A 19,482-nucleotide genomic window follows, 5' to 3' on the forward strand; every position below is an offset into this window, starting at 1 on the left:
CGGACGTCATCCTCTTCCCCCCAGCGGCAGCCACGCCCTCACCTCCCAGCCGGGGCCCCTCCCGTGGGGCCCGGCGGAGAACTCCCCGTCGAGCAGGCGCACCCGTTCCGCCATGCCGGTGAGGCCGAAGCCGTCGACCGGCCCGGCGGTCCCGCGGCCGTCGTCGCGCACCTCCACCCGGACACCGTCCGCTCCGGCCTCCACCACCACGTCCACCCGGGACGCGCCACGGGCGTGCCGCAGGGCGTTGGTGACCGATTCCTGGGCGATCCGCAGCACCGTGGTGCCCACGGCCGGAGGCAGAGCGTCCACCGGGCCCTCGTATCGCACCCTCACCCCCGGCCGACCGGAGGTGGCGGGCGCCTCCAGCCGGGCCAGCCCTCCGGTGGTGTCCGGAGCCAACGGCACGTCGTCCGGCTCCCGGAGCCGCGAGACCATCCCGCGCATGGACGCCAGGGCGCGTGCGCCCGCCGCCTCGATCTCCGGCAGGGCCGTCCGCACCGCACCGGGGTCGCGGTCGGCGATGTGCCGCAGCGCCTGTGCCTGGACGACGATGCCGGTCACCTCGTGCGCCACGACGTCGTGCAGGTCCCGGGCGATGGCCAGCCGCTCCTGAGCGCGGACCGCCTCCACGCGGACGGAGTGCCGGGCGTCCCGCCACCGCAGGTACAGGCCGGGCACCAGGCCGACCCCCGCGACCAGCAGGGCCGTCGTGACCCGGCCCGGCCAGAAGAACGGTTCGCGGAGATAGTCCGAGAGGAGCGCGGCGAAGGCGAGGAGCGAGACCAGGCCGACCTGCCACACACGTCCGCGCAGGGCGACGAGCGAGAGCGTCGTCAGGACCGCGGCGCCCTCCGAGAGCGCGATGGAGTAGCCGTACGTCCCCTTGTCCAGTGGCCACAGCACCGCTGACGCCGCCACCGTCAGGAGCGCGGCGCCCGCCCCGGCGGCCGTGGTCAGCGCGGGCCCCGTCCTCGGCAGCAGCGCGGCCAGGGCGACCCCGGTCGCCAGACCTCCGGAGACCAGGGGCAGGAAGTACATGAAGTCGCGGGGCGGGCCCAACCAGACGTCGGCGGACAGGGCCTGGAGGGTGGTCGCCAGGTCTCCGCTCCACGCCGCCACCAAAAGGACCGCGACGGCCCAAGCGGTGAGCCGGGGAAGCCCGCCGTCGACGAGCGTGAGCTGCCGGGCCAGGAGGGCGGAGGCCCTGTTCAACGCCATGGCCCCCAGACTAGGTCTCCCGCGCCGGGCACGGCCTCGGCCGAAAGGACGAGGCGGGGGGCCGGGCGGCGTGGCGGTGTTCCTGGCGGCCATGGGGCAGGTGGAGGGCGGGATGCCGCCGCGCGCGGGGACCGGTCGGCACAGCGGCTCCGTGCCCGGAGGCCGACCGGGCCCCGGCGCCGGGGCCCGTCAGCCGCCCGCCACCGACGGGAGCACGCGCACGTCCGCGCCGTCGCGGAGCGGCGCGGCCAACCCTCCGACGGTGCGGCACTCGTCCTCGTCCACGAACACGTTGACATAGCGGCGCAGCGCCCCCCGCTCGTCGCGGATCCGCCGGTCCAGGCCGGGGTGCCGGGAGGTGAGCGCGTCCAGCACCCCGCCCAGCGCGGTGCCGTCGTCGACCTCCACCGGGATGTGGGCGGAGCCGCCGGCGTCCGCGCGCAGCAGCCCCGGCAGATGTACCGTCACCCGCATGTCACACCTCCGCGGCGCGGACGCACAGCACGTCGGGCAGGTGTTCGGCCACCCGGTGCCAGCCCTCTCCGCCGTCGGTGGCGGCGTAGACGTCGCCGGTACGCGTGCCGAAGTAGAGCCCGGGATCGTCCGCGCCGTCGGTGCAGGCACCGTCGCGCAGCACGATCCCGAAGTAGGGGTCCTCCGGGAGGCCCCGCGTGAACGGGTGCCAGCTGCCGCCCCCGTCGTCGGTCCGGTACACCCCCAGCCGGTGGTCGGGCGGCAGGTGCACCTCCTGGCTGATGACGGGGAAGTTGAACGCCGTCTCCGGCCGGTGCGGGTGGGCGACCACCGCGAACCCGAAGTCGGTGGGCAGTCCCTTCTCCACGGCGGTCCATCCCTGTCCGGCGGGATCCTCGCTGCGGTACACCCCGTGGTGGTTCTGGGCGTAGAGCACACCGCCCGGCCCGGCGGCCACCTTGTGTACGCACTGCCCGTACTCGGGCTCCTCGTCGGGCATGAACCCCGCCGAGATCCCCCGGTTGGCCGGAGCCCAGCTGGCCCCGTCATCACGGGTCTGGTAGATACCACCGGTGGACATGGCCACCGTCATGGAGCCGGGGGAGCGCTCTCCCCAGCCCAGGACCCCGGGCAGGACCGTGTGGACCGCGCCGCCGCCCGCGCCGGGGTACCAGTTGGCGCGGTGGGGGTGGTCCCACAGGGCGCGGACGAGCTCGAAGCTCGCCCCTCCGTCGGATGACCGGAACAGCGCGTGCGGCTCCACACCCGCGTACACGGTCCCGGGATCGTCGCCGAAGGCGAACTGCCAGGCGCGTGTGAGGGAGGCGTCGGTGTCCTCGGGGAAGGCGATGGGCGCGGAGGCGGGCTCGTGCCAGGTCAGGCCCGCGTCGTCGCTGTACCAGACGCTCGGCCCGAAGTGGGAGCTCTCCGCGCCGGCCAGGACACGGCCGCTGTGCGGGTCGATCCCGACCGCGTACACGGCGCTCATGCTGGCGTGGTCCGCGGCGTCGAGCCGGTGGGGGCCGCTCACCTCCCATCCCCGCCGATCCTCGCTTCGGGCCGTGAAGAGCCCCTTGCGTGTGCCGATGACCAGGAGATACGCCATGACCAACTCCAGTACGGGAATGAGGATCTCACTGTGGCACAGGGCACTGACATTCTGCGGAGGCGCGGCGCCGACACGATGGGGACACGGGTTCCGGTCGTTCGGGCAGGCCAATGGTGAGGAAGCCAAAAGGTTTCCAGGAAGATGTTTAATGAACGCTGATCAAAAATGGTGCGCCCGCCGAAGGCATATCTTCCGTGAGGGGGGAACCACTTTCCGGTAGGTGTTCACCACGAGGTGGAAGGCGGTTGTCAGGAGAAGACTGATCTGCAATAAAATTCCGGGTCAACCGGTGTGTCCGCGTGGGCTCGTCCTGTGCCCACCGGCTGCGTTCCCCCCACCACGAACAGGACGGACGACTTCCCGCTAGCCCGGTTCCACGGCGCGTTTCAGGACTACCGTCCCAATGGTCCTGAGTACCGGCAAGGACCGGGTCCCCACTCGATAGGGTCGCCTCATGCACCACCCCCCGGACACGCTCCACGCTCGCAAACGCCGTAAGGCCCGAGCCATGATCGTGTCAGCAGCCTTCCAGCTCTTCGCCGAACACGGATTCGACAACGTCACGGTCGCCGCGATCGCCGAGCGCGCCGAAGTCGGCCGGACCACCTTCTTCAGGTACTTCGGCGACAAACAACAAGTGCTGTTCGCCGACGCCGGAGTCGAGGTCGACCGCATGTGCGCCTACGTACGGGAGAAGGCGCCCCGGCCGCTGGGCGGCGACCTGCGCGCCGCCGTCGAGCTGCTCAGGGAGGCGGACGAGGCCACGAGGCCGCACACCGCGCTCTCGCCCGCGCACTCGGCCGTCCTGGCACGCCTGCTCCGTGAGAGCGGTGATCTGCGCTCCCGCTACCTCCTCACCCGGCAGCATCGGGCCACCAGGCTGGCCGGCGCCCTGGTGGAGGCGGGCACGGCCGAGAACGTCGCCGTGCTCGCCGCCCACACCGCCATGGCCTGCGAGCTCACCGCCATGCGGTTGGCAGAGAACCCCGAGGCCTTCCCCGTCCGGCTGGACGAGGCCCACGACCTGCTACGCACCCTCGGAGGGCAGACGGCCTCCTGACCGCGACGGCGGCGCCGCGCCGGGGCCGGACGCCAGCGCCGCCGTGCCGTTCAGGAGACCTGCCGCGCTGCTGCGAGGGCCGTGTCCACGCCCTCGTCGTAGCGGAGCACGGCTGTGACGAGGCCGTGGCGCACCTCGAAGAGGGTCGCGGTGCGCCGCGGGGCCGCGTCCGAACCGGAGCCGGCGCGGCCGGGCCACGTGGCGTCCTGTTCGACCACGACGCGCTCGTCGTCGACCTCGTGCCAGGCGACCGGCACGAGGCGGACACCGGATTCGCGGATCCAGTCCAGGAAGACCTCCACGCCCCGGGTGGAACCCTGGGGGCCGCCGATCCTGACATCGGGGTCGGCGACGGCCCTGGCGGCCGTCAGGTCGCGTCCGTTCACCGCGGTGTGCCAGTCCCGGACCGGAGCCCAGCGTGTGGTGTCCCTTTCCTCGGCCATGTTCCGGCTCCCCTCGTCGTCGTTCCCGTGGCCGGGGACCGCACGGTCCCCACAGGAGTTCCTACCCCGTCGCGCCGGGCCGCGCGGAGAGTGGCGCCCGCCCCCGCCGCCGCGGGTACCGTCGTCTTCTCCGGGGGTGGGCGACACCGCCGGGAACGGCACTGGGAGGATCGTCGGCGACCCGCGCCCGTGCCGACCACGGGAGTCTTCGACCTGGAGGGAACCAGCGTGGCCACGAGCCCGACCACCGCCCACGGGCAGGCCGTGTCAGAGGACGGGGACAAGGTCCTGGTCCGCGTCGAGGGGCGCCTGGGCCGCCTCACCCTGAACCGGCCGCGTACCATCAACGCCCTCGACCACGCCATGGTGCGCCGCCTCCGGGAGGCGCTCACCGCCTGGGAGGACGACGACACGGTCTCCGCGGTCCTCCTCGACGGCGCGGGGGAGCGGGGGCTGTGCGCGGGCGGCGACATCCGCGCGATCCGGTCCAGCGCCCGGGACGGGAGCCGGCTGGCGGCCGCGTTCTGGCGCGACGAGTACCTCCTCAACGCGCACATCGCCCGCTACGCCAAGCCCTACGTCGCCCTCATGGACGGCGTGGTCATGGGCGGTGGCGTGGGCGTGTCCGCGCACGGGTCGGTCCGGATCGTCACCGAGCGCTCCCTGGTCGGCATGCCCGAGGCCGCCATCGGGTTCGTACCCGACGTCGGCGGCACCTTCCTGCTGTCCCGTGCGCCGGGGGAGACCGGTACCCATCTGGCGCTCACCGCGGAGCCGGTCGGCGCGGGCGACGCCGTGTACCTGGGCCTGGCCGACCACTTCGTGCCCTCGGAGCGGTTGGCCGACCTCACCGCCGCGCTCGCCGGCACCGCCGCCGACGGGATCGCCGGGACGGTGGCCCGGTTCGCCGAACCCGCGCCCGCACCGGACCTCGAAGCCCGGCGGCACTGGATCGACGCCTGTTACTCCGCCGGCACGGCCGAGGAGGTCGTGTCCCGGTTGCGCGACCACGGTGATCCTGAGGCCGCTCTGGCCGCCGAGACCGTCGCGCGCAAGTCGCCGACCTCGGTGAAGGTGTCCCTGGCCGCGCTGCGCCGCGCCCGCGGCCTGCCCGGACTGGAGGCCGTCCTGGAACAGGAGTACCGGGTCTCCTGCGCAGTCCTGGCCTCACCCGACCTGGTGGAGGGCATCCGGGCACAGGTGGTCGACAAGGACCGCTCCCCCAAGTGGGTGCCCGACACCCTGGAGTCGGTCACCGACGGCGACGTGGCCCGCCACTTCGCTCCGGCCCCGGACGGCCCGCTGGGGCTGGCCGACCTGTGAGGGCCCGGGGGCGCTTCCGTGCCCGACGGCACGGAGGCGCCCCCGGGCCGGACGCCTAGAACGCCGTCAGGGTGATGTCGAGTTCCGCGGGGCCGTGGTCCTGGATGTAGGACGCGAAGCCCGCCACGTCGTCGAAGGCGAACCCGTACGCCTTGCCGTCCACGGTGTGCTCGTGGAAGACCCCGGCGTAGCGGTTGGTGACCTCCGCCAGGTAGAAGGTGCCGGGGTCGCTGGTGGGCTGTTCGGAGGAGGTCAGCAGGGTGGACCGGTTGAGGGCGGCGCCCAGGATGGCCGCGACCGGGCCGGTGAGCCCGTCGTTGGGGGCGGCCAGGTTGCCGTCGCAGAAGAAGACGTCCCTGGTCGAGGGCCGGGAGATGGGGGCCACGCCGCCGTCGAAGACGAACTGGTCGCCCCGCACCCGCCCGGTGAAGGTCCCCTCGTTGGTGGTGACACGCAGGTCGTTGGCGGCGTAGTGGGCCCAGACCTCGTTGATGTAGGGGTCGTAGTAGTCGGCGGGGAACAGCCCGGCGTCGATCCCGTGTCCGGGTGCGATCACCCGCAGGTCGTCGACGACGAGCGACGAGAAGACGGGGTCCGCGGCGAGGGTCTCGAACACGGCGTCGCGCCCGCCGGGCGCGAAGGTGCCGGTGGTCTGGTCGGCGTCTCCGGTCAGCCGGATACCGATCGGGACGCTGAACTGGTCCACCATGCTGGTGTTGCAGAACATCCCGTCCTCGTTGTGGGTGAACTCGACCGAGTCGTGCAGCACGCCGAACCCGTGGTCGCTCTCCACCCAGCCCGCGGGGAGCTGGAGGGCGGGGTTGCCGTTGCCGTCGGCGACGATGCGGATGCCGAGCTTGCCGCCGAGCGCGATGTAGATCCGTCCGGACATGTAGGGCAGGCTCATGTCGGCGGACAGGGCGTCGAGCGGGATCGAGTAGTCGGTGTATCCGCCGTCGGTGTTGTCGTCCACGCTGACCGGGTGCGGTGTCCCGGAGGAGTCCACCCAGCAGTGCTGGTCGGTGGTCAGGTCGGTGCCGACGACGTAGACGAGGACCTCGCCGTCGGAGTAGCGCCCCGTCGCGTTGGTGACGCCGACCGGGAGTGCTCCCGGGTTGGCGCCGCCGCCGGTGTTCGACTGGAGCGATGTCTGGCTGCCCGAGGGGGAGCAGGCGCCGAGCAGGGGAGCCCCGGCGGCCAGGGACACTCCTCCGAGGAAGAGTCTGCGGTTGATCATTTCCGTCTCCTTGAGTAGCGGGTAGAGACTGGAAGCTAAGTGATCATTTAGTAACGCTCGCGTCAACCGGTGTAACCGCATGTGTTTCCGGGGGTGGATGTTTCCCGTGGTGACAATGGGGGCTTGTGTCCTGGATCACACCATGGGTGCGCGGGTGGAGAGGAGGACCTTCCCCGCGGAGGCTTCCGGGTTCCCTCCGGCGCGGGCGGTGCGACCCCGGTCGAGCCGGGGCCGCACGCGGCCGGGTCAGCCGACGGCCGCCGCCCGGTACGGCCGAGCGTTCAGGAGGGTGACCCCGATGACCGCGCCCCGCGGCGCGGTGAACGTGCGCCGCTCACCCCGGCGGGCTCCCACCAGCGAAGCGCCCAGCGGTGAGTCGGGGGAGTACACGGTCACCCTGTCCGCCACGGACGCGTCCCGGACGCCGAGCAGGAACTCCTCGGTCCCCTCCTCGCCGTCGTAGCGGATGGTGAGCACCTTGCCGGGGGAGGCGATCCCGTCGTCGGGGGCGGCCTCCTCCACCACGGCCTCGCTGAGCAGCCTCTCGATGGTCTGCACGCGGGCCTGCCGCACGGCCGGGTCGTGAATGTAGCGGGGCGCGGGGAGTGTGTCCCCCGCGCCCCCGTCCGACCCGGTCCCCGGATCGCCGTCGGGTAGCGCGCGCAGTGCCCGGAGCTCCTCCCGGAGCCGCTCGTGGGCCTCCCGTGTCATCCATCGTTCGGTGGTCTTCGCCATGGGACTTTCCTTGTCTTCACAGGCCGCCCACGGACCGGACCGTGGACGGATAAACACAGCGAGGGCCGGGGGTGCTGCCGCTCATGACGAGTGTGTCCACGATCGCGGTGCCGAGCGTTATCCTCAGGTCACAAACAGGTGATCGTTCTTTGTGGGAAGAGCACAACACCCCTGCCGGGGGAAGGGGGAAGCCGTGATCCACCTCGACCGCCTCGTCAACGTCCTGGGCGGGTACGGCGCCCGGCTGGTCGGCCCGGAACCGCTGCGCCGCCGGGAGCTGCGCAGCGTGGCCGTGCACGATCCCACCGACGACGTGCTGTTCCCGGGTGACGCGTTCCTCGCGGTCGGCGTGGACTCGGCGGCCGAGGCCGTGCGCCTCGCCGAGCGGGCCCGCGCGACCGTCGTCATCGTCCGGTCCGCCGACGAGCCCGACGACGAGGTGCGCGGGCGCCTCCGGGAGAGCGGCCCCGCCCTTCTCACCGTGGACCCCGCGGTGTCGTGGAGCCAGATATCCGGCGTCGTCTACGGACTGGTGCTGGAAGGACGCGAGACCGAGGCCGGACGCGGCCCCAGCGACCTGTTCGCACTCGCCGACACCCTCGCCTCCGAGGTCGACGGGCCCGTCACCATCGAGGACCGCGCGTCCCGGGTGGTCGCCTACTCCGCCTCCCAGGGGGACACCGACCCGGTACGGCGCGACACCCTTGTGGACCGGCGGGTACCGGAGGCGGTCCGGGAGCGGCTCGGCGTGGACGGGGTGTTCACCCGGTTGGCGGCGTCCACCGAACCCCGCTTCGTCCCGGGAGTGCCCGCGCTCGGCCTGGGCGGGCGCACCGCCGTGCCCATCCGGGTGGGCCGCGAGCTCCTGGGATCGCTGTGGGTGGTGTGCGGGGCCCCGCTGGACGCGGAGCGGTCGCGGGCGCTCCGCGAGGGCGCGTACACGGTCGGCCTGCACATGCTGAGGGCCCGGGTGAGCAGTGACCTGGAGAGGCAGGTCGAGTCGGAGTCGGTGATCGATCTCCTGGAGGGGTCGGCCGACCCGGCGCAGACGGCCGGACGGATCGGCCTGCTCGCCGAGGGGCTGCGGGTGATCGCCTTCCAGACCCGCGACCGAGGCGAGCCCGAGGCCGCGATCCTGCACCTGTTCGAACAGGTCACCACCGGTTTCGGGTGGTCGCGCCCGGGGCGCAGCACACTGCTGGGGACCACCGTGTACACGGTGCTGCCCTGCGGGGGCGATCCCGCTCCCGCGGTGGGGTGGGCGCGCTCCACGCTGCGCGCCCTGCCCGGGTCCCCGGGCTTCGTCGTCGGTGTGGGCGGTGTCGCCGGCATCTCGGACCTGCCCGCGAGCAGACAGGAGGCGGACGAGTGCCTGGCCCTGCGCGGGCGGGCGCCGGAGGGAGCCGACGCGCTCGTCTACGACGACGCCTGGCACCTCGTGCTGCTGCGCCGTCTGCGGCTGGTGGCCGAGAGCGGCCGTCTGCCCGTCCGGAACCCGGCGGCGGACCTGGTGCGGCATGACGCCGAGCATGGCACGGACCACGCGCGTACGCTCCGCACCTGGTTGTACGCGCACGGCGACCTGGGGCGGGCCGCGGAGTCCCTGGGCCTGCACCCGAACACGGTGCGGTACCGGTTGCGCCGGATGGGCGCGGTCGCGGACCTGCGGCTGCACGAACCGGAGGCCCGCGTGGCGATGACGGTCGCGTTGACCGCTCTCGTGGACGGCCCCGGGGAGGGCGCCGCCGGGACGTGACCCCGGCGGTCCGTGTCCCGGTGCGGCCGGAGCACCCGGTGCGGAGCTCGGTTCCAGAGGCCGGGCGTCACCACGGCGGACAGGTCCAACGGGGACGGACACGGGTGCGGTACGCCGCCCCGACCGTCTGCGAGGGCCGGAACAGCACGCGGGTCCTCCAGGAGGAGATCTCCGGCCCGGTGTGGTGTCGGTGACCCGCTTCGACGACTATGTCAGGACCGCCGACGGCACCCTGTACGGGCTGGGGCGGGCGTGTGGTCGCGCGACGGCGACACCGCCTACTGCGCGGGCCTCGACGTCCAGGCGGGCCGCGTGCGGGTGAACGGCCACCACGCCTACCGGGCCATGCCGCTCCCGGGGACGTCGCCCTCGGTCCTCAGGCGCTCGGCGAGCTCGTCGTGCGCCATCAGGCTCTCGTCGATACGCCCGGTCCGGTAGCCCACCCGTGCGGTGATGTGGCCCGCCACGGGGATGGTCACCGTCTGGAAGAGCGCCACCAGCACCAGCGTCCCGACGTTGAACACGTTGGTCTCCACCGGGACCAGCCGGAGACCGATTCCCACCAGCACCAGCAGGAGTCCCAGCACCTGCGGCTTGGCGGCGGTGTGCATGCGTGAGAGCAGGTCGGGAAAGCGGACCAGCCCGATCCCGGCCACGAGGGAGAGCACGGACCCGGCCAGGATGCACAGGATCGCCACCCAGTCCAGGACGGTGCCGAGCGTCTCGCTCATGGGTTCTCCCCCTTCTCCGACCCGGGGACGGCGTCGGTGGGTGTCGCGGTGGTCGGATGCGCCTCGGTCGTCGTGGGGATGTGCTCCTGCTGTGTGCGCCGGGCGACGAACTTGGCGATGCTGACCGACCCGACGAAGCCCAGCAGGGACAGCACCAGCAGGGTCGGCAGCACCGTGGGGTCACGGTGGAAGGCGGCGTAGGCCCCCGCGCCGGTCAGCGCCGAGGCGATCAGCACGTCCACGGACAGTGCCCGGTCCAGGATGCTCGGCCCCATCAGCATCCGGACCATGCCCAGTAGCGCCGCCACCCCGAGCATGACGCCGATGGCGATCCACAGAGCGTTCACGGCCCCTCCTTCCCCTCGTGCCTCTTCCGTGCCTCGCGCTTCTCGGGTCCGCCGGCCCGCAGCGCGGCGATGTCCTCGTGGGTACCCAGGGCCATCACGAACCGTCTCTCCAGCTTCCAGACGTCCCGGCGGCCCCGCTCGATGGCCTCGTCGTCCTCCACGCCCAGCATGTGCACGTACAGGACGCGGTCGGGCCGGTTGACCTCGACGATCAGGGTGCCGGGGATGATCGAGGCGGCGATCGCGGTGCACACCATCGTCAGGTCCGAGTCGGTGCGCATCCGCACCGCCACCACCGAGTTGCGCACCTGCCCGGGGGTGAAGACCAGCACCGTCACCTGGAAGCTGGCCACGACTATCTCGACGAACACGTACAGGAGCAGCCGGACCAGGTTCACCGGATGGAAGCGGGGCCCCGGCGTGATCGGCGGCATCGGGAACAGCACCATGATCAGCACCGACACCAGGAAGCCCAGGACCAGCAGGCCCAGTGACTCCCAACGCAGCTGGAAGCCCTTGAAGAGCAGCATCCACACCAGGGTCATGCCGAGCGCGACCGGGACCTGCACCTTGCCCAGGCGCCTGCGTAGCGCGGTCAGGCCGGTCCTCTTCTTCTTCCGCAGTCTGGTCACCGGTCGCCTCCGAGAACGGCCTCGATGTAGAGGGTGCGTGCCTGGAGTTCGACGGCCGCGTCGTGGGAGTACTCGATCAGCGGCCCCGCGAACACCGTCAGGGCGACGTTGAACGCCACCAGCGCGACCGTGGCGCCGACCATGCTCTTCGGCAGGACCACCGACGTGACCACCGACGTGGCCGCGGTCGCGGTGTCCCTCAGCCGGGAGGACGGTCCGACCGCATCACCGGGGCCGAGCGCCGCGGTGGAGGGGTCGTCGGTCTCGACGTCCTCCAGCACGGTACCGGGCTCGGCCACCATGCCCTCGGACGGCCTTCGCCAGAACGCGTAGTTCCACACCCGGGCGATGACGTACAGGGTCAGCAGGCTCGTGAGCACCGACGTGCCCACCAGGGTGTAGGCGAGCGGGGTTCCCGCCGCCACACCGGCCTGCAGAAGGCCGACCTTGCCGAGGAACCCCGACAGCGGCGGGATGCCGCCCAGGCTCATCGCCGGGATGAAGAACAGGACCGCCAGTACCGGCGCGATCCGCGCCAGGCCGCCCAGCTGGTCCAGGGACGTGCTCCCGCCCCGGCGCTCGATCAGACCCGTGACCAGGAACAGCGTGGTCTGCACCGTGATGTGGTGCGCGATGTAGAACACCGCGCCCGCCATGCCCTGCTCGCTGCCCAGGGCCACGCCGAAGACCATGTACCCGATGTGGCTGATCAGTGTGAACGACAGCAGCCGCTTGATGTCGGTCTGCGCGACGGCGCCCAGGATGCCCATGATCATGGTCGCCAGCGCCACGCACATCAGCAGGCCGTTGAGCTGCTCGCCGGGGAACAGCAGGGTCTGCGTGCGGATGATCGCGTACACGCCCACCTTGGTGAGCAGACCCGCGAACACCGCGGTGACCGGTGCGGGCGCCGTCGGGTAGGAGTCGGGCAGCCAGGCGGCCAGCGGGAACACCGCCGCCTTGATGCCGAAGGCGAACAGCAGCATGATCTGCAGGATCGCCCTGAGGTCGGTGGACAGCTCCGGCAGCCGCTCGCCGAGGTGGGCCATGTTCACCGTGCCGGTGGCGCCGAAGACCAGCGCGATGGCGATCAGGAACAGCACCGACGACACCAGCGACACCACGACGTAGGTGGCGCCCGCGCGCATACGGGACTGCGTGCCGCCCAGGGTCAGCAGTACGTAGCTGGCGGTCAGCAGGATCTCGAACCCGACGTACAGGTTGAAGAGGTCGCCGGCCATGAAGGCGTTGGACACGCCCGCCACCAGGATCAGGTAGGTCGGCTGGTACACCGACAGGGGCGCCACCTCGGCCTTGCCCACCATGCCCTGGCCGATGGAGTACACCAGCACGGCCAGTGTGATCGCCGCCGACACCGTCACCAGCAGCGCGGACAGCCGGTCGACGACCAGGGTGATGCCGATCGGCGCCTCCCAGCCGCCCACCTGCACGGCCAGCGGACCGAACTCGTGCACGCCCAGCATCAGCACCAGGCCGATGGCCAGGACCAGGGCCAGCGAGATGACGCTCAGCCACTGCTGCAGACGGGACCAACGGATGCCGAGGGCCAGTTTCACACCGGCCGTGAACAGCGGGAGCACCACGGGCAGGGGGATGAGGTAGTGCAGGATCCCGGAGAGGTGGTCCACACCCATGGTCACTCGCTCCCTTGCAGGTCGCTGTCCTCGGCGCGGGCCAGGCGCTCGCGCTCGGCCCGCATGGTCTGGCGCGCCTGGCGCCGCTGCGAGCGAACGCGGCGGCGCAGCTCACGCCACAGCTCGCGCTCGGCGGCGCGGTCGGCCCGCCGGTGCTCGCGCAGCCGCTTCCGCCCCTGCCGGATCCGGCCGCGCAGTTCCTGGACCTGGGCGGTCATGCTCTCCGCGCGGTCGCTCAGGCGGCGCATGGTCTCCTGGGACCGCTCGTCGGGGTCGTTGTCCTCGGCCTCCAGCTCGTAGCGGGCCAGTTCGGCCTGTGCCCTGGCGATCTCGGCCTTGATACGTGCCTGCTCGGCCAGCTCCTGGGCGTCGGCGACGGCGATGGTCGCCTGGAGTTCGGCGCGCTGGCGGCGGATGTCGGCCTGGAGCCTGCGCCGCTCCTTGAGGAAGCGCTGGCGCACGGCGCGGCGGCCCTCGCCCTGGACGATGCGCAGGTCCTCGACGTCGTCCTGTACCTCGTCGTTGCCCTCCAGCTGCCAGCTCCGATAGGCCATGGCGAGGAGGAACGCGGTGATGCCGAGGGTGATGACGAGTGCGGTCAGGATCATCGCCTGCGGCAGCGGGTCGGTCATGTCCTCGGGGTCCGTGAGCCACAGGACCGGCGGCCTGCCGGGCTCACCCGCCATGGACAGGATCATCAGGTTGACGCCGTTGCTCAGCATGATGAAGCCGAGGAGCACACGGGTGAGGCTGCGCTCCAGCAGGAGCACGACGCCCACCGCGGCGAGGACGCCGACGACGATGACGATGACCAGACTGGGTGACTCGTTCACGAGATGACCTCCTCGGCGGGTTCGGGAGCCCTGCCCCGGGTGCCCGCCTCCTCGTGCGCGGTGTCCCGCTCGATCTGCTCGTCGATACGTGCGCCGAGGCTGCGCAGGATGTCCAGGATCAGTCCGATGACCAGCAGGTACACACCGGTGTCGAAGAGCATGGAGACCGTGACGTGGGCCTCGCCCAGGATCCAGAGGTCGATGTAGGCGTGGCCGCCCGCCAGGACGTTGGTGCCGAAGATCGCGCCGCCCAGCGCGGTGCCGGTGGCCACGGCCAGACCGGTGCCGATCAGCGCGCCCGGCTGTACCCACGCGCTGGCGTACAGCTCGAACCGGCCCCCGGCGAGGTAGCGGACGGTGAACGCCAGGCCCGCGACGATACCGCCCGCGAAGCCGCCGCCGACCGAGCCGTGGCCGGTCAGCAGCAGGTACACCGAGATCACCATGACCACCGGGAAGAGGAAGCGCGAGACGACCTCGAAGATGATCGACCGGCGCTCGGTGGGCAGGGCGTCGGCGCCCGGCAGCCAGGTGTGCTGCCACCGGGGCTCGATGTGCATGTTCCGCGGCGCGATCCGGATCCCGCCGAGGTCGGCCCTGTCCTGGTCCTCGTCGGGCCTCGGAGGCTGCGTGACCGACAGGGCCATCACTCCGCCCGGGGCCTTGCGGGGCTGGGCGCGGCGGCGCACGAACATCAGGCTGGCCACGCCGGCGGCCGCGGCGGCGAGCACCGAGATCTCGCCCATGGTGTCCCAGGCGCGGATGTCGACCAGCAGGACCGAGACGATGTTGTCGCCGCCCGCCTCCTTCGCCGCGGCCGGGTAGCCCTCCGCGATGGACGGTTCCTGGCGGCCCGCCAGGGCGTACCAGGTCATCGAGGAGACCACGACGCCGGTGGCCAGTCCCAGGGCCAGGTTCCACATCCGGCGGACGCGCAGGGCGGGCGCCGAGAAACGGGGCGGAAAGCGGCGCAGCACCAGTACGAAGACCACCAGGCTGACGGTCTCCACGAGGAACTGGGTGAGCGCGATGTCGGGGGCGCCCATCACGTAGAAGAGGGTGGCGACGCCGTAGCCGCCGGTGCCGACGAGGACCACCGCGAACAGGCGTCGCCGCACGAACAGCGTGAACAGGGCGGTGACGATGATGATCAGGGCGGGGATGATCTGTACGGGGGAGTCCCACAGGCGCGGGCTCGGGTAGTCGCCGTCCCAGATCCGACCGCTGGCCATCCACCACCCGGTGGCGATGACCAGGGCGACCAGGATCGTGCCGAGGTAGATGGGCAGCGAACCGCGCTGGGTGCTGCCGGTGACCTGCAGGGCCAGGTTCTCCAGCCAGGCGAGCATGCGGCGGTAGACCCGGTTGGGGTCGGGCAGCGCCGTCCGGGTGCCCGCCCACACGATCTGGTGGCGGAAGACGAACATGACCAGGCCGCCGACGACGCACACCGCCGACAGCAGCAGGGGGAGTTCGAAGCCGTGCCACAGGGCCAGGTGCTTCTCCTCCTCGCCGGGGGTGGCGGGGACGGTGTCCGCGTACACGGCGAGGAGGGGGTCGGCCAGGCTGGAGAGCAGGCCGCCCAGGAGACCGAGCGCGGCCATGACCACGGCGGGCGCCTGGAAGAGCGGGCCGGGGGAGTGGGTCGGTGTGGGTGCGACGTCCTCCTTGGCGGAGAAGGCGCCCCACAGGAAGCGCAGGCTGTAGGCGACGGTGAGGACGCTGCCCACCGTGATGCCGGTCAGGGCCGCGGTGTCGACGACGTCGCCGTGGGCGAAGGCGCCGAAGGCCAGTTCCTTGGCGGCGAACCCGAGGGTGGGCGGCAGGCCCGCCATCGAGGCCAGGACCACGACCGTGGTCCAGAAGGACCCCGGCATGGACGTGCGCAGGCCGGAGAGTTCGCGCAGGTCGCGCGTGCCGGTGCTGTGGTCGATGACGCCGGCCACGAGGAACAGCGGCGCCTTGAACAGCGAGTGCGCGATGAGCATGGAGATTCCGGCCAGGGCGCCGGCCCGGGTCCCCGCGCCCAGCAGCGTGATGAGGAAGCCGAGCTGGCTGATGGTGCCGTAGGCCAGGAGGAGCTTGAGGTCGAACTGGCGCAGTGCCTTCCAGCCCGCCAGGACCATGGTGACCGCGCCGAAGAACAGCGCCGTGTACTGCCAGACGACGGCGTCGTGGAAGGCGGGGGTGAGCCGGGCCACCAGGTAGACGCCCGCCTTGACCATCGCCGCGGCGTGCAGGTAGCCGGAGACCGGCGTGGGTGCGCGCATGGCGGCGGGGAGCCACAGGCTGAACGGCAGCAGGGCCGACTTGGACATCGCGCCGATCATCACCAGGACGAGCGCGACGTTGACCGCGGCGCCGCCGGGCGGCGCGGCGACGATCTCGGAGATGACGTAGGTCCCGGCGGCCTCGCCGAGCATGACCATGCCGACGAGCATCGTCAGACCGCCGAAGGTGGTGACGGTCAGGGCCGTCATGGCCGACCGCCGGCTCTCCTTGAGTTCGGTCTTGTGCCCGATGAGCAGGTAGGAGAAGACCGTGGTCAGCTCCCAGTACACGAAGAGCTGGATGAGGTCGTCGGCCAGCACGAGGCCGAGCATGGCCCCGGCGAAGGCGACGAAGACCCCGGCGAAGCGTCCGAGGCCGGGTTCGGAGTCGTTGAAGTAGCGGGCGCAGTAGACCAGGATCAGAGCGCCCACGCCCGCGGCGATGAGCGTCATGACCAGGCTCAGGCCGTCCATGTACAGACCGAGGCGGAGTGAGAACTCGGGGGCCCAGGGCATGGAGGCGGAGAGTGTCTCCCCACGCAGGACGGCGGGTATCTGGAGAAGGGCCCAGGCGGTGGACACGCCGGGGACGACGGCGAGCGCGAGGAAGGCGTTGCGACCCCACTGGCGCACCAGTAAGGGCGCGATCGCAGCCGCGACGAAATGTGCGATCAGCACTGTTGTCAATGCGCCCCTCCCGGACCGGCCCGGGCCCGCCCTGGTTCCGGGCGGACGTCCACTGCCCCCAGCAGCGGTCCGTCTCGCCCACAACCGGATCAGTGGACGGGGTGTCGCTACGGTTTCGAGGGGGCAAGGATCTATGTGGATTTGCGTGCAAAGGCTATTTAATAGCTAGGCTATACAAACGTCAAACCACCGCGCGGTCGTGGACCCGCGGCGCCCACCCAGCCTGCGAGGACCGTTTCGTGCCCGACGAGACCCACGAGCCCCGTGCAGAGCAGCACGATGCCGAGCTCGAAGAGTTCCAGCGCGCCTGGACCGAACTCATCAACGCGGCGATCCACGCCCGGTCCCGTAGCGGGCACGGCCACAGGGGCGCCGATGAGCTCACTCTCACCCAGGCGCTCCTGATGGAGGTGGTGCGTGGGATGGACACCCCCAGTGTCGGTGCGGTCGCCCAGATTGTCGGTGTTTCTTCTCCTTCCGCCACACGCATGATCCAACAGCTTGAGCGCAAGGGCATGATGGCGCGCCGTCGTTCCGAACGTGACGAACGCAGCACCGTGGTGGCGATCACCGAGGAGGGCGAGCGGATACTCGCGATCCGCCGGAGGGATATGGAGCGCAAGCAGCGGCAGATCTTCGACGCGATAAGGCCGTCACTGCGCCCCTTGGTGCTCACCCTTCTACACGATCTCCGCGAGGCCCTGGACGAGACCTGAGGGCGGCGTGGCCGCGGGGTCTGCCATGGGCGGATCTGCCCCGGGCCGAAACGGTGGCGGCCGCCCGGTCCGCCGCCGCAGGCTGGGATCACCGGCCGGGCGGGCGACCACCCCGCACAGGGGGCCGGTGAGGGAGAGTGCCATGTTGATCCACGAACGGCTCGCCGCCCCGGACGAGAGCTCGGGCGGCGCCTTCGACGACCAGCTGGCCGCGCGCCTGCTGCGCAGCCGCATCGTGCTGCTGGGCACGCAGGTCGACGAGGCCAGCGCCAACCGGGTGTGCTCGCAGCTCCTGCTGCTCGCCGACGAGGACCCGCACAGGGACATCACGCTGGCCGTCAACAGCCCGGGCGGGTCGGTCTCGGCGGGCCTGGCCGTCTACGACACCATGAACTTCGTGCCCAACGACGTGTCCACGCTGGTCATGGGCTTCGCCGCCAGCATGGGCCAGTTCCTGGCCTGCGTCGGCGCCCCGGGCAGGAGGTACAGCCTGCCGCACGCGCGGATCATGATGCACCAGCCCTCGGGAGGGCTGGGCGGGACCGCCGCGGACATCGCCATCCAGGCGGAGAACCTGGCGTACACCAAGCAGACCATGGTGCGGCTGATCGCCAAGCACACCGGCCAGACCGAGGAGACCATCTCCCGGGACCAGCACCGCGACGCGTGGTTCACCGCCGAGGAGGCCAGGGCGTACGGGTTCGTCGACCACGTGGTCGAGTCCGCGGCGCAGATGGACGGCAGCGGTCTGCGGCTGGGCGCCGACTCCCCGGGGTTCGCCACCCAGGTGAGGGGAGGGCGGCGATGAGCGGGCGCTACACGGTGCCGGTGGTGGTGGAGCGCACGCCCCGCGGCGAGCGGTCCTTCGACGTGTTCAGCAGACTGCTCTCGGAACGGATCATCTTCCTGGGCACACCGATCGACGACGACGTCGCCAACGTGGTGATGGCGCAGATGCTCCACCTCGACCACGAGTCGAGCGATACCGACATCCAGCTCTACATCAACTCGCCGGGCGGCTCGAACACCGCCCTGACCGCCGTCTACGACACCATGCGGTTCGTGCGCGCCGACGTGGCCACGGTGTGCATGGGCCAGGCGGCCTCCGCGGCGGCGGTACTGCTCGCGGCGGGCACGTCCGGCAAGCGGATGGCGCTGGAGCACGCGCGGGTGCTGCTGCACCAGCCGTCCGGAGAGGGGCAGGGGGTCGCCGCCGACCTGGAGATCCAGGCCGGGGAGATCCTGCGGGTCCGCTCCCAGGTGGAGGAGATCCTGGCCCGGCACACCGGGCAGACGCAGGAGCGCCTGCGCGCCGACACCGACCGGGACAAGATCCTCACCGCGGAGCAGGCCAGGGAGTACGGCCTGGTGGACGGGGTCATCACGACCCGGGAGGTCGCACCGGCGGTCGGGAGCGCCGCGTAGCGGAGCCGTCCGGACGCATTGTGGCGGGTGCCGGGACGGGATCGTTCCGGCACCCCCCACAGGGGTCGGGGCAGAGTGTCCGGCGAACCCCGGCCGGGCACTCGTCGGGCTGCCCCGCGGGTTTCCCCGACCCCTCCCGGGCGGGGGCCACCTCGGCGGGTGTGCGGGTGCGGCTGGGCTCGCGCACGGGGGCCGTGGTGGAGCCCGAGCAGTACTAGGCGGCCAGCGACAGCACCTGTACCCGGTGGGCGGGCGCGGCCGCGGGGGAGGCGCCCTCCGGACGGTGGTCGCCGGGGGAGGTACCGGTCCGCCGGAGCCGGACCGCCACGGTTCGCTCGTACAGTTCGCCCAGCACGTCGGAGAGGCTCAGCCCGAGGGAGCGGTAGACGGCGGCGAGCACCTCGGAGGAGGCCTCCTTGCGTCCGCGCTCGATCTCGGACAGGTAGGGCAGGGACACCCGGGCGTCCTCCGCCACCTCGCGCAGAGTTCGGCCCTGCCCGGTCCGGGTACGCCGCAGCAGGTCACCGATGAGGTCACGCATGAGGGGGTCTCCCGGCTCCTCGGCGCGCCCGCCCACGCGGGCCTCGTCCAGGGAGCGTGGGACGTCGGACATCAGGGCCTCCACGGTTGCGTGCGCGACGGTCTTCTCCGAGCGTACGCCGCGGGCCGCGCGGCGGGGAGACGTCCACGGGCCTTCTGCGGCGGGCAGAACCAGGCCGTGTCCGAAGCCCCGCCCACGAGCGTCTCCAGAAGTGGCAAAGGCTTGCCCCCAAGCGCGTGTCGCCGGTGTTTTCCCATCAGTGGAGCGGGCAGGGGGAGAAAGCGTCTA

General features: G+C 71.8%; 19 protein-coding genes. 6 read left to right on the plus strand and 13 right to left on the minus strand.

Annotation, left to right across the window (positions count from 1 at the left end; genetic code table 11):
- Window positions 1-6: 6 nt before the first annotated feature.
- The 3 genes from FYX01_RS04890 to FYX01_RS04900 all read right to left on the minus strand — a co-directional run bounded on the left by FYX01_RS04890 (window position 7) and on the right by FYX01_RS04900 (window position 2,800).
- Window positions 7-1,221 (minus strand): sensor histidine kinase, encoded by a 1,215-nt coding sequence (locus FYX01_RS04890; protein WP_150237998.1) that lies wholly within the window; start codon window positions 1,219-1,221, stop codon window positions 7-9.
- Between the two features lie 189 nt (window positions 1,222-1,410).
- Complete coding sequence (locus FYX01_RS04895) at window positions 1,411-1,695, minus strand: MoaD/ThiS family protein (RefSeq protein WP_150237999.1); 285 nt, start codon at window positions 1,693-1,695, stop codon at window positions 1,411-1,413.
- Between the two features lies 1 nt (window position 1,696).
- Window positions 1,697-2,800, minus strand: a complete 1,104-nt coding sequence (locus FYX01_RS04900; protein WP_150238001.1) for a WD40/YVTN/BNR-like repeat-containing protein — start codon at window positions 2,798-2,800, stop codon at window positions 1,697-1,699.
- Between the two features lie 457 nt (window positions 2,801-3,257).
- On the opposite strand from FYX01_RS04900, the gene FYX01_RS04905 reads away from it, so the two are divergent.
- Complete coding sequence (locus FYX01_RS04905) at window positions 3,258-3,863, plus strand: TetR/AcrR family transcriptional regulator (protein WP_150238003.1); 606 nt, start codon at window positions 3,258-3,260, stop codon at window positions 3,861-3,863.
- A gap of 50 nt (window positions 3,864-3,913) precedes the next feature.
- Here FYX01_RS04905 and FYX01_RS04910 read toward each other — a convergent pair whose 3' ends face one another.
- Entirely contained in the window at window positions 3,914-4,306 is a 393-nt protein-coding gene (locus tag FYX01_RS04910) for a nuclear transport factor 2 family protein (RefSeq protein ID WP_150238005.1), read from the minus strand.
- Between the two features lie 228 nt (window positions 4,307-4,534).
- On the opposite strand from FYX01_RS04910, the gene FYX01_RS04915 reads away from it, so the two are divergent.
- A complete protein-coding gene (locus FYX01_RS04915; RefSeq protein WP_190394212.1) occupies window positions 4,535-5,629 on the plus strand; it encodes an enoyl-CoA hydratase/isomerase family protein in 1,095 nt (364 codons plus the stop codon).
- A gap of 55 nt (window positions 5,630-5,684) precedes the next feature.
- Here FYX01_RS04915 and FYX01_RS04920 read toward each other — a convergent pair whose 3' ends face one another.
- Window positions 5,685-6,866, minus strand: a complete 1,182-nt coding sequence (locus FYX01_RS04920; protein ID WP_150238009.1) for a beta-1,3-glucanase family protein — start codon at window positions 6,864-6,866, stop codon at window positions 5,685-5,687.
- A gap of 246 nt (window positions 6,867-7,112) precedes the next feature.
- A complete protein-coding gene (locus FYX01_RS04925) occupies window positions 7,113-7,601 on the minus strand; it encodes a GreA/GreB family elongation factor (RefSeq protein WP_150238011.1) in 489 nt (162 codons plus the stop codon).
- 193 nt (window positions 7,602-7,794) lie between these two features.
- Between FYX01_RS04925 and FYX01_RS04930 the strand changes: the two genes are divergently transcribed.
- Window positions 7,795-9,357 (plus strand): PucR family transcriptional regulator, encoded by a 1,563-nt coding sequence (locus FYX01_RS04930; RefSeq protein ID WP_150238013.1) that lies wholly within the window; start codon window positions 7,795-7,797, stop codon window positions 9,355-9,357.
- A 335-nt stretch (window positions 9,358-9,692) separates the two neighbouring features.
- On the opposite strand, the gene mnhG is transcribed toward FYX01_RS04930, so the two are convergent.
- From mnhG to FYX01_RS04965, 6 genes are read right to left on the minus strand one after another with little or no spacing between them, the layout of a single operon-like run.
- Entirely contained in the window at window positions 9,693-10,088 is a 396-nt protein-coding gene (mnhG, locus tag FYX01_RS04940; RefSeq protein WP_223830313.1) for a monovalent cation/H(+) antiporter subunit G, read from the minus strand.
- A complete protein-coding gene (locus tag FYX01_RS04945) occupies window positions 10,085-10,435 on the minus strand; it encodes a monovalent cation/H+ antiporter complex subunit F (protein ID WP_150238015.1) in 351 nt (116 codons plus the stop codon). Before FYX01_RS04945 ends, mnhG begins: the two co-directional genes overlap by 4 nt.
- The gene (locus FYX01_RS04950; protein ID WP_150238017.1) at window positions 10,432-11,067 is read right to left on the minus strand and encodes a Na+/H+ antiporter subunit E; all 636 of its coding nucleotides are present in this window, start codon (window positions 11,065-11,067) and stop codon (window positions 10,432-10,434) included. Before FYX01_RS04950 ends, FYX01_RS04945 begins: the two co-directional genes overlap by 4 nt.
- Entirely contained in the window at window positions 11,064-12,722 is a 1,659-nt protein-coding gene (locus FYX01_RS04955; RefSeq protein WP_190394182.1) for a Na+/H+ antiporter subunit D, read from the minus strand. Before FYX01_RS04955 ends, FYX01_RS04950 begins: the two co-directional genes overlap by 4 nt.
- A 2-nt stretch (window positions 12,723-12,724) precedes the next feature.
- Window positions 12,725-13,555, minus strand: a complete 831-nt coding sequence (locus tag FYX01_RS04960; RefSeq protein WP_150238021.1) for a Na(+)/H(+) antiporter subunit C — start codon at window positions 13,553-13,555, stop codon at window positions 12,725-12,727.
- On the minus strand, window positions 13,552-16,503 hold the full coding sequence (locus tag FYX01_RS04965) for a Na+/H+ antiporter subunit A (protein ID WP_150238660.1): 2,952 nt from the start codon (window positions 16,501-16,503) through the stop codon (window positions 13,552-13,554). Before FYX01_RS04965 ends, FYX01_RS04960 begins: the two co-directional genes overlap by 4 nt.
- Before the next feature lie 248 nt (window positions 16,504-16,751).
- On the opposite strand from FYX01_RS04965, the gene FYX01_RS04970 reads away from it, so the two are divergent.
- From FYX01_RS04970 to FYX01_RS04980, 3 genes are all read left to right on the plus strand, one after another.
- The gene (locus tag FYX01_RS04970; protein WP_150238023.1) at window positions 16,752-17,228 is read left to right on the plus strand and encodes a MarR family winged helix-turn-helix transcriptional regulator; all 477 of its coding nucleotides are present in this window, start codon (window positions 16,752-16,754) and stop codon (window positions 17,226-17,228) included.
- A 142-nt stretch (window positions 17,229-17,370) separates the two neighbouring features.
- Window positions 17,371-18,036 carry a ClpP family protease gene (locus tag FYX01_RS04975; RefSeq protein ID WP_190394183.1) on the plus strand — a complete coding sequence of 222 codons (666 nt, stop codon included), beginning with the start codon at window positions 17,371-17,373 and terminating at the stop codon, window positions 18,034-18,036.
- Window positions 18,033-18,653 (plus strand): ATP-dependent Clp protease proteolytic subunit, encoded by a 621-nt coding sequence (locus FYX01_RS04980; RefSeq protein ID WP_150238026.1) that lies wholly within the window; start codon window positions 18,033-18,035, stop codon window positions 18,651-18,653. The genes FYX01_RS04975 and FYX01_RS04980 overlap by 4 nt, the downstream gene beginning before the upstream one ends.
- Before the next feature lie 214 nt (window positions 18,654-18,867).
- Here the strand turns inward: FYX01_RS04980 and FYX01_RS04985 are convergent, their stop codons facing one another.
- Complete coding sequence (locus FYX01_RS04985; RefSeq protein ID WP_150238028.1) at window positions 18,868-19,266, minus strand: helix-turn-helix domain-containing protein; 399 nt, start codon at window positions 19,264-19,266, stop codon at window positions 18,868-18,870.
- Window positions 19,267-19,482: the final 216 nt, after the last annotated feature.

This window comes from Nocardiopsis quinghaiensis (assembly GCF_008638365.1).
Classification (GTDB): domain Bacteria; phylum Actinomycetota; class Actinomycetes; order Streptosporangiales; family Streptosporangiaceae; genus Nocardiopsis; species Nocardiopsis quinghaiensis.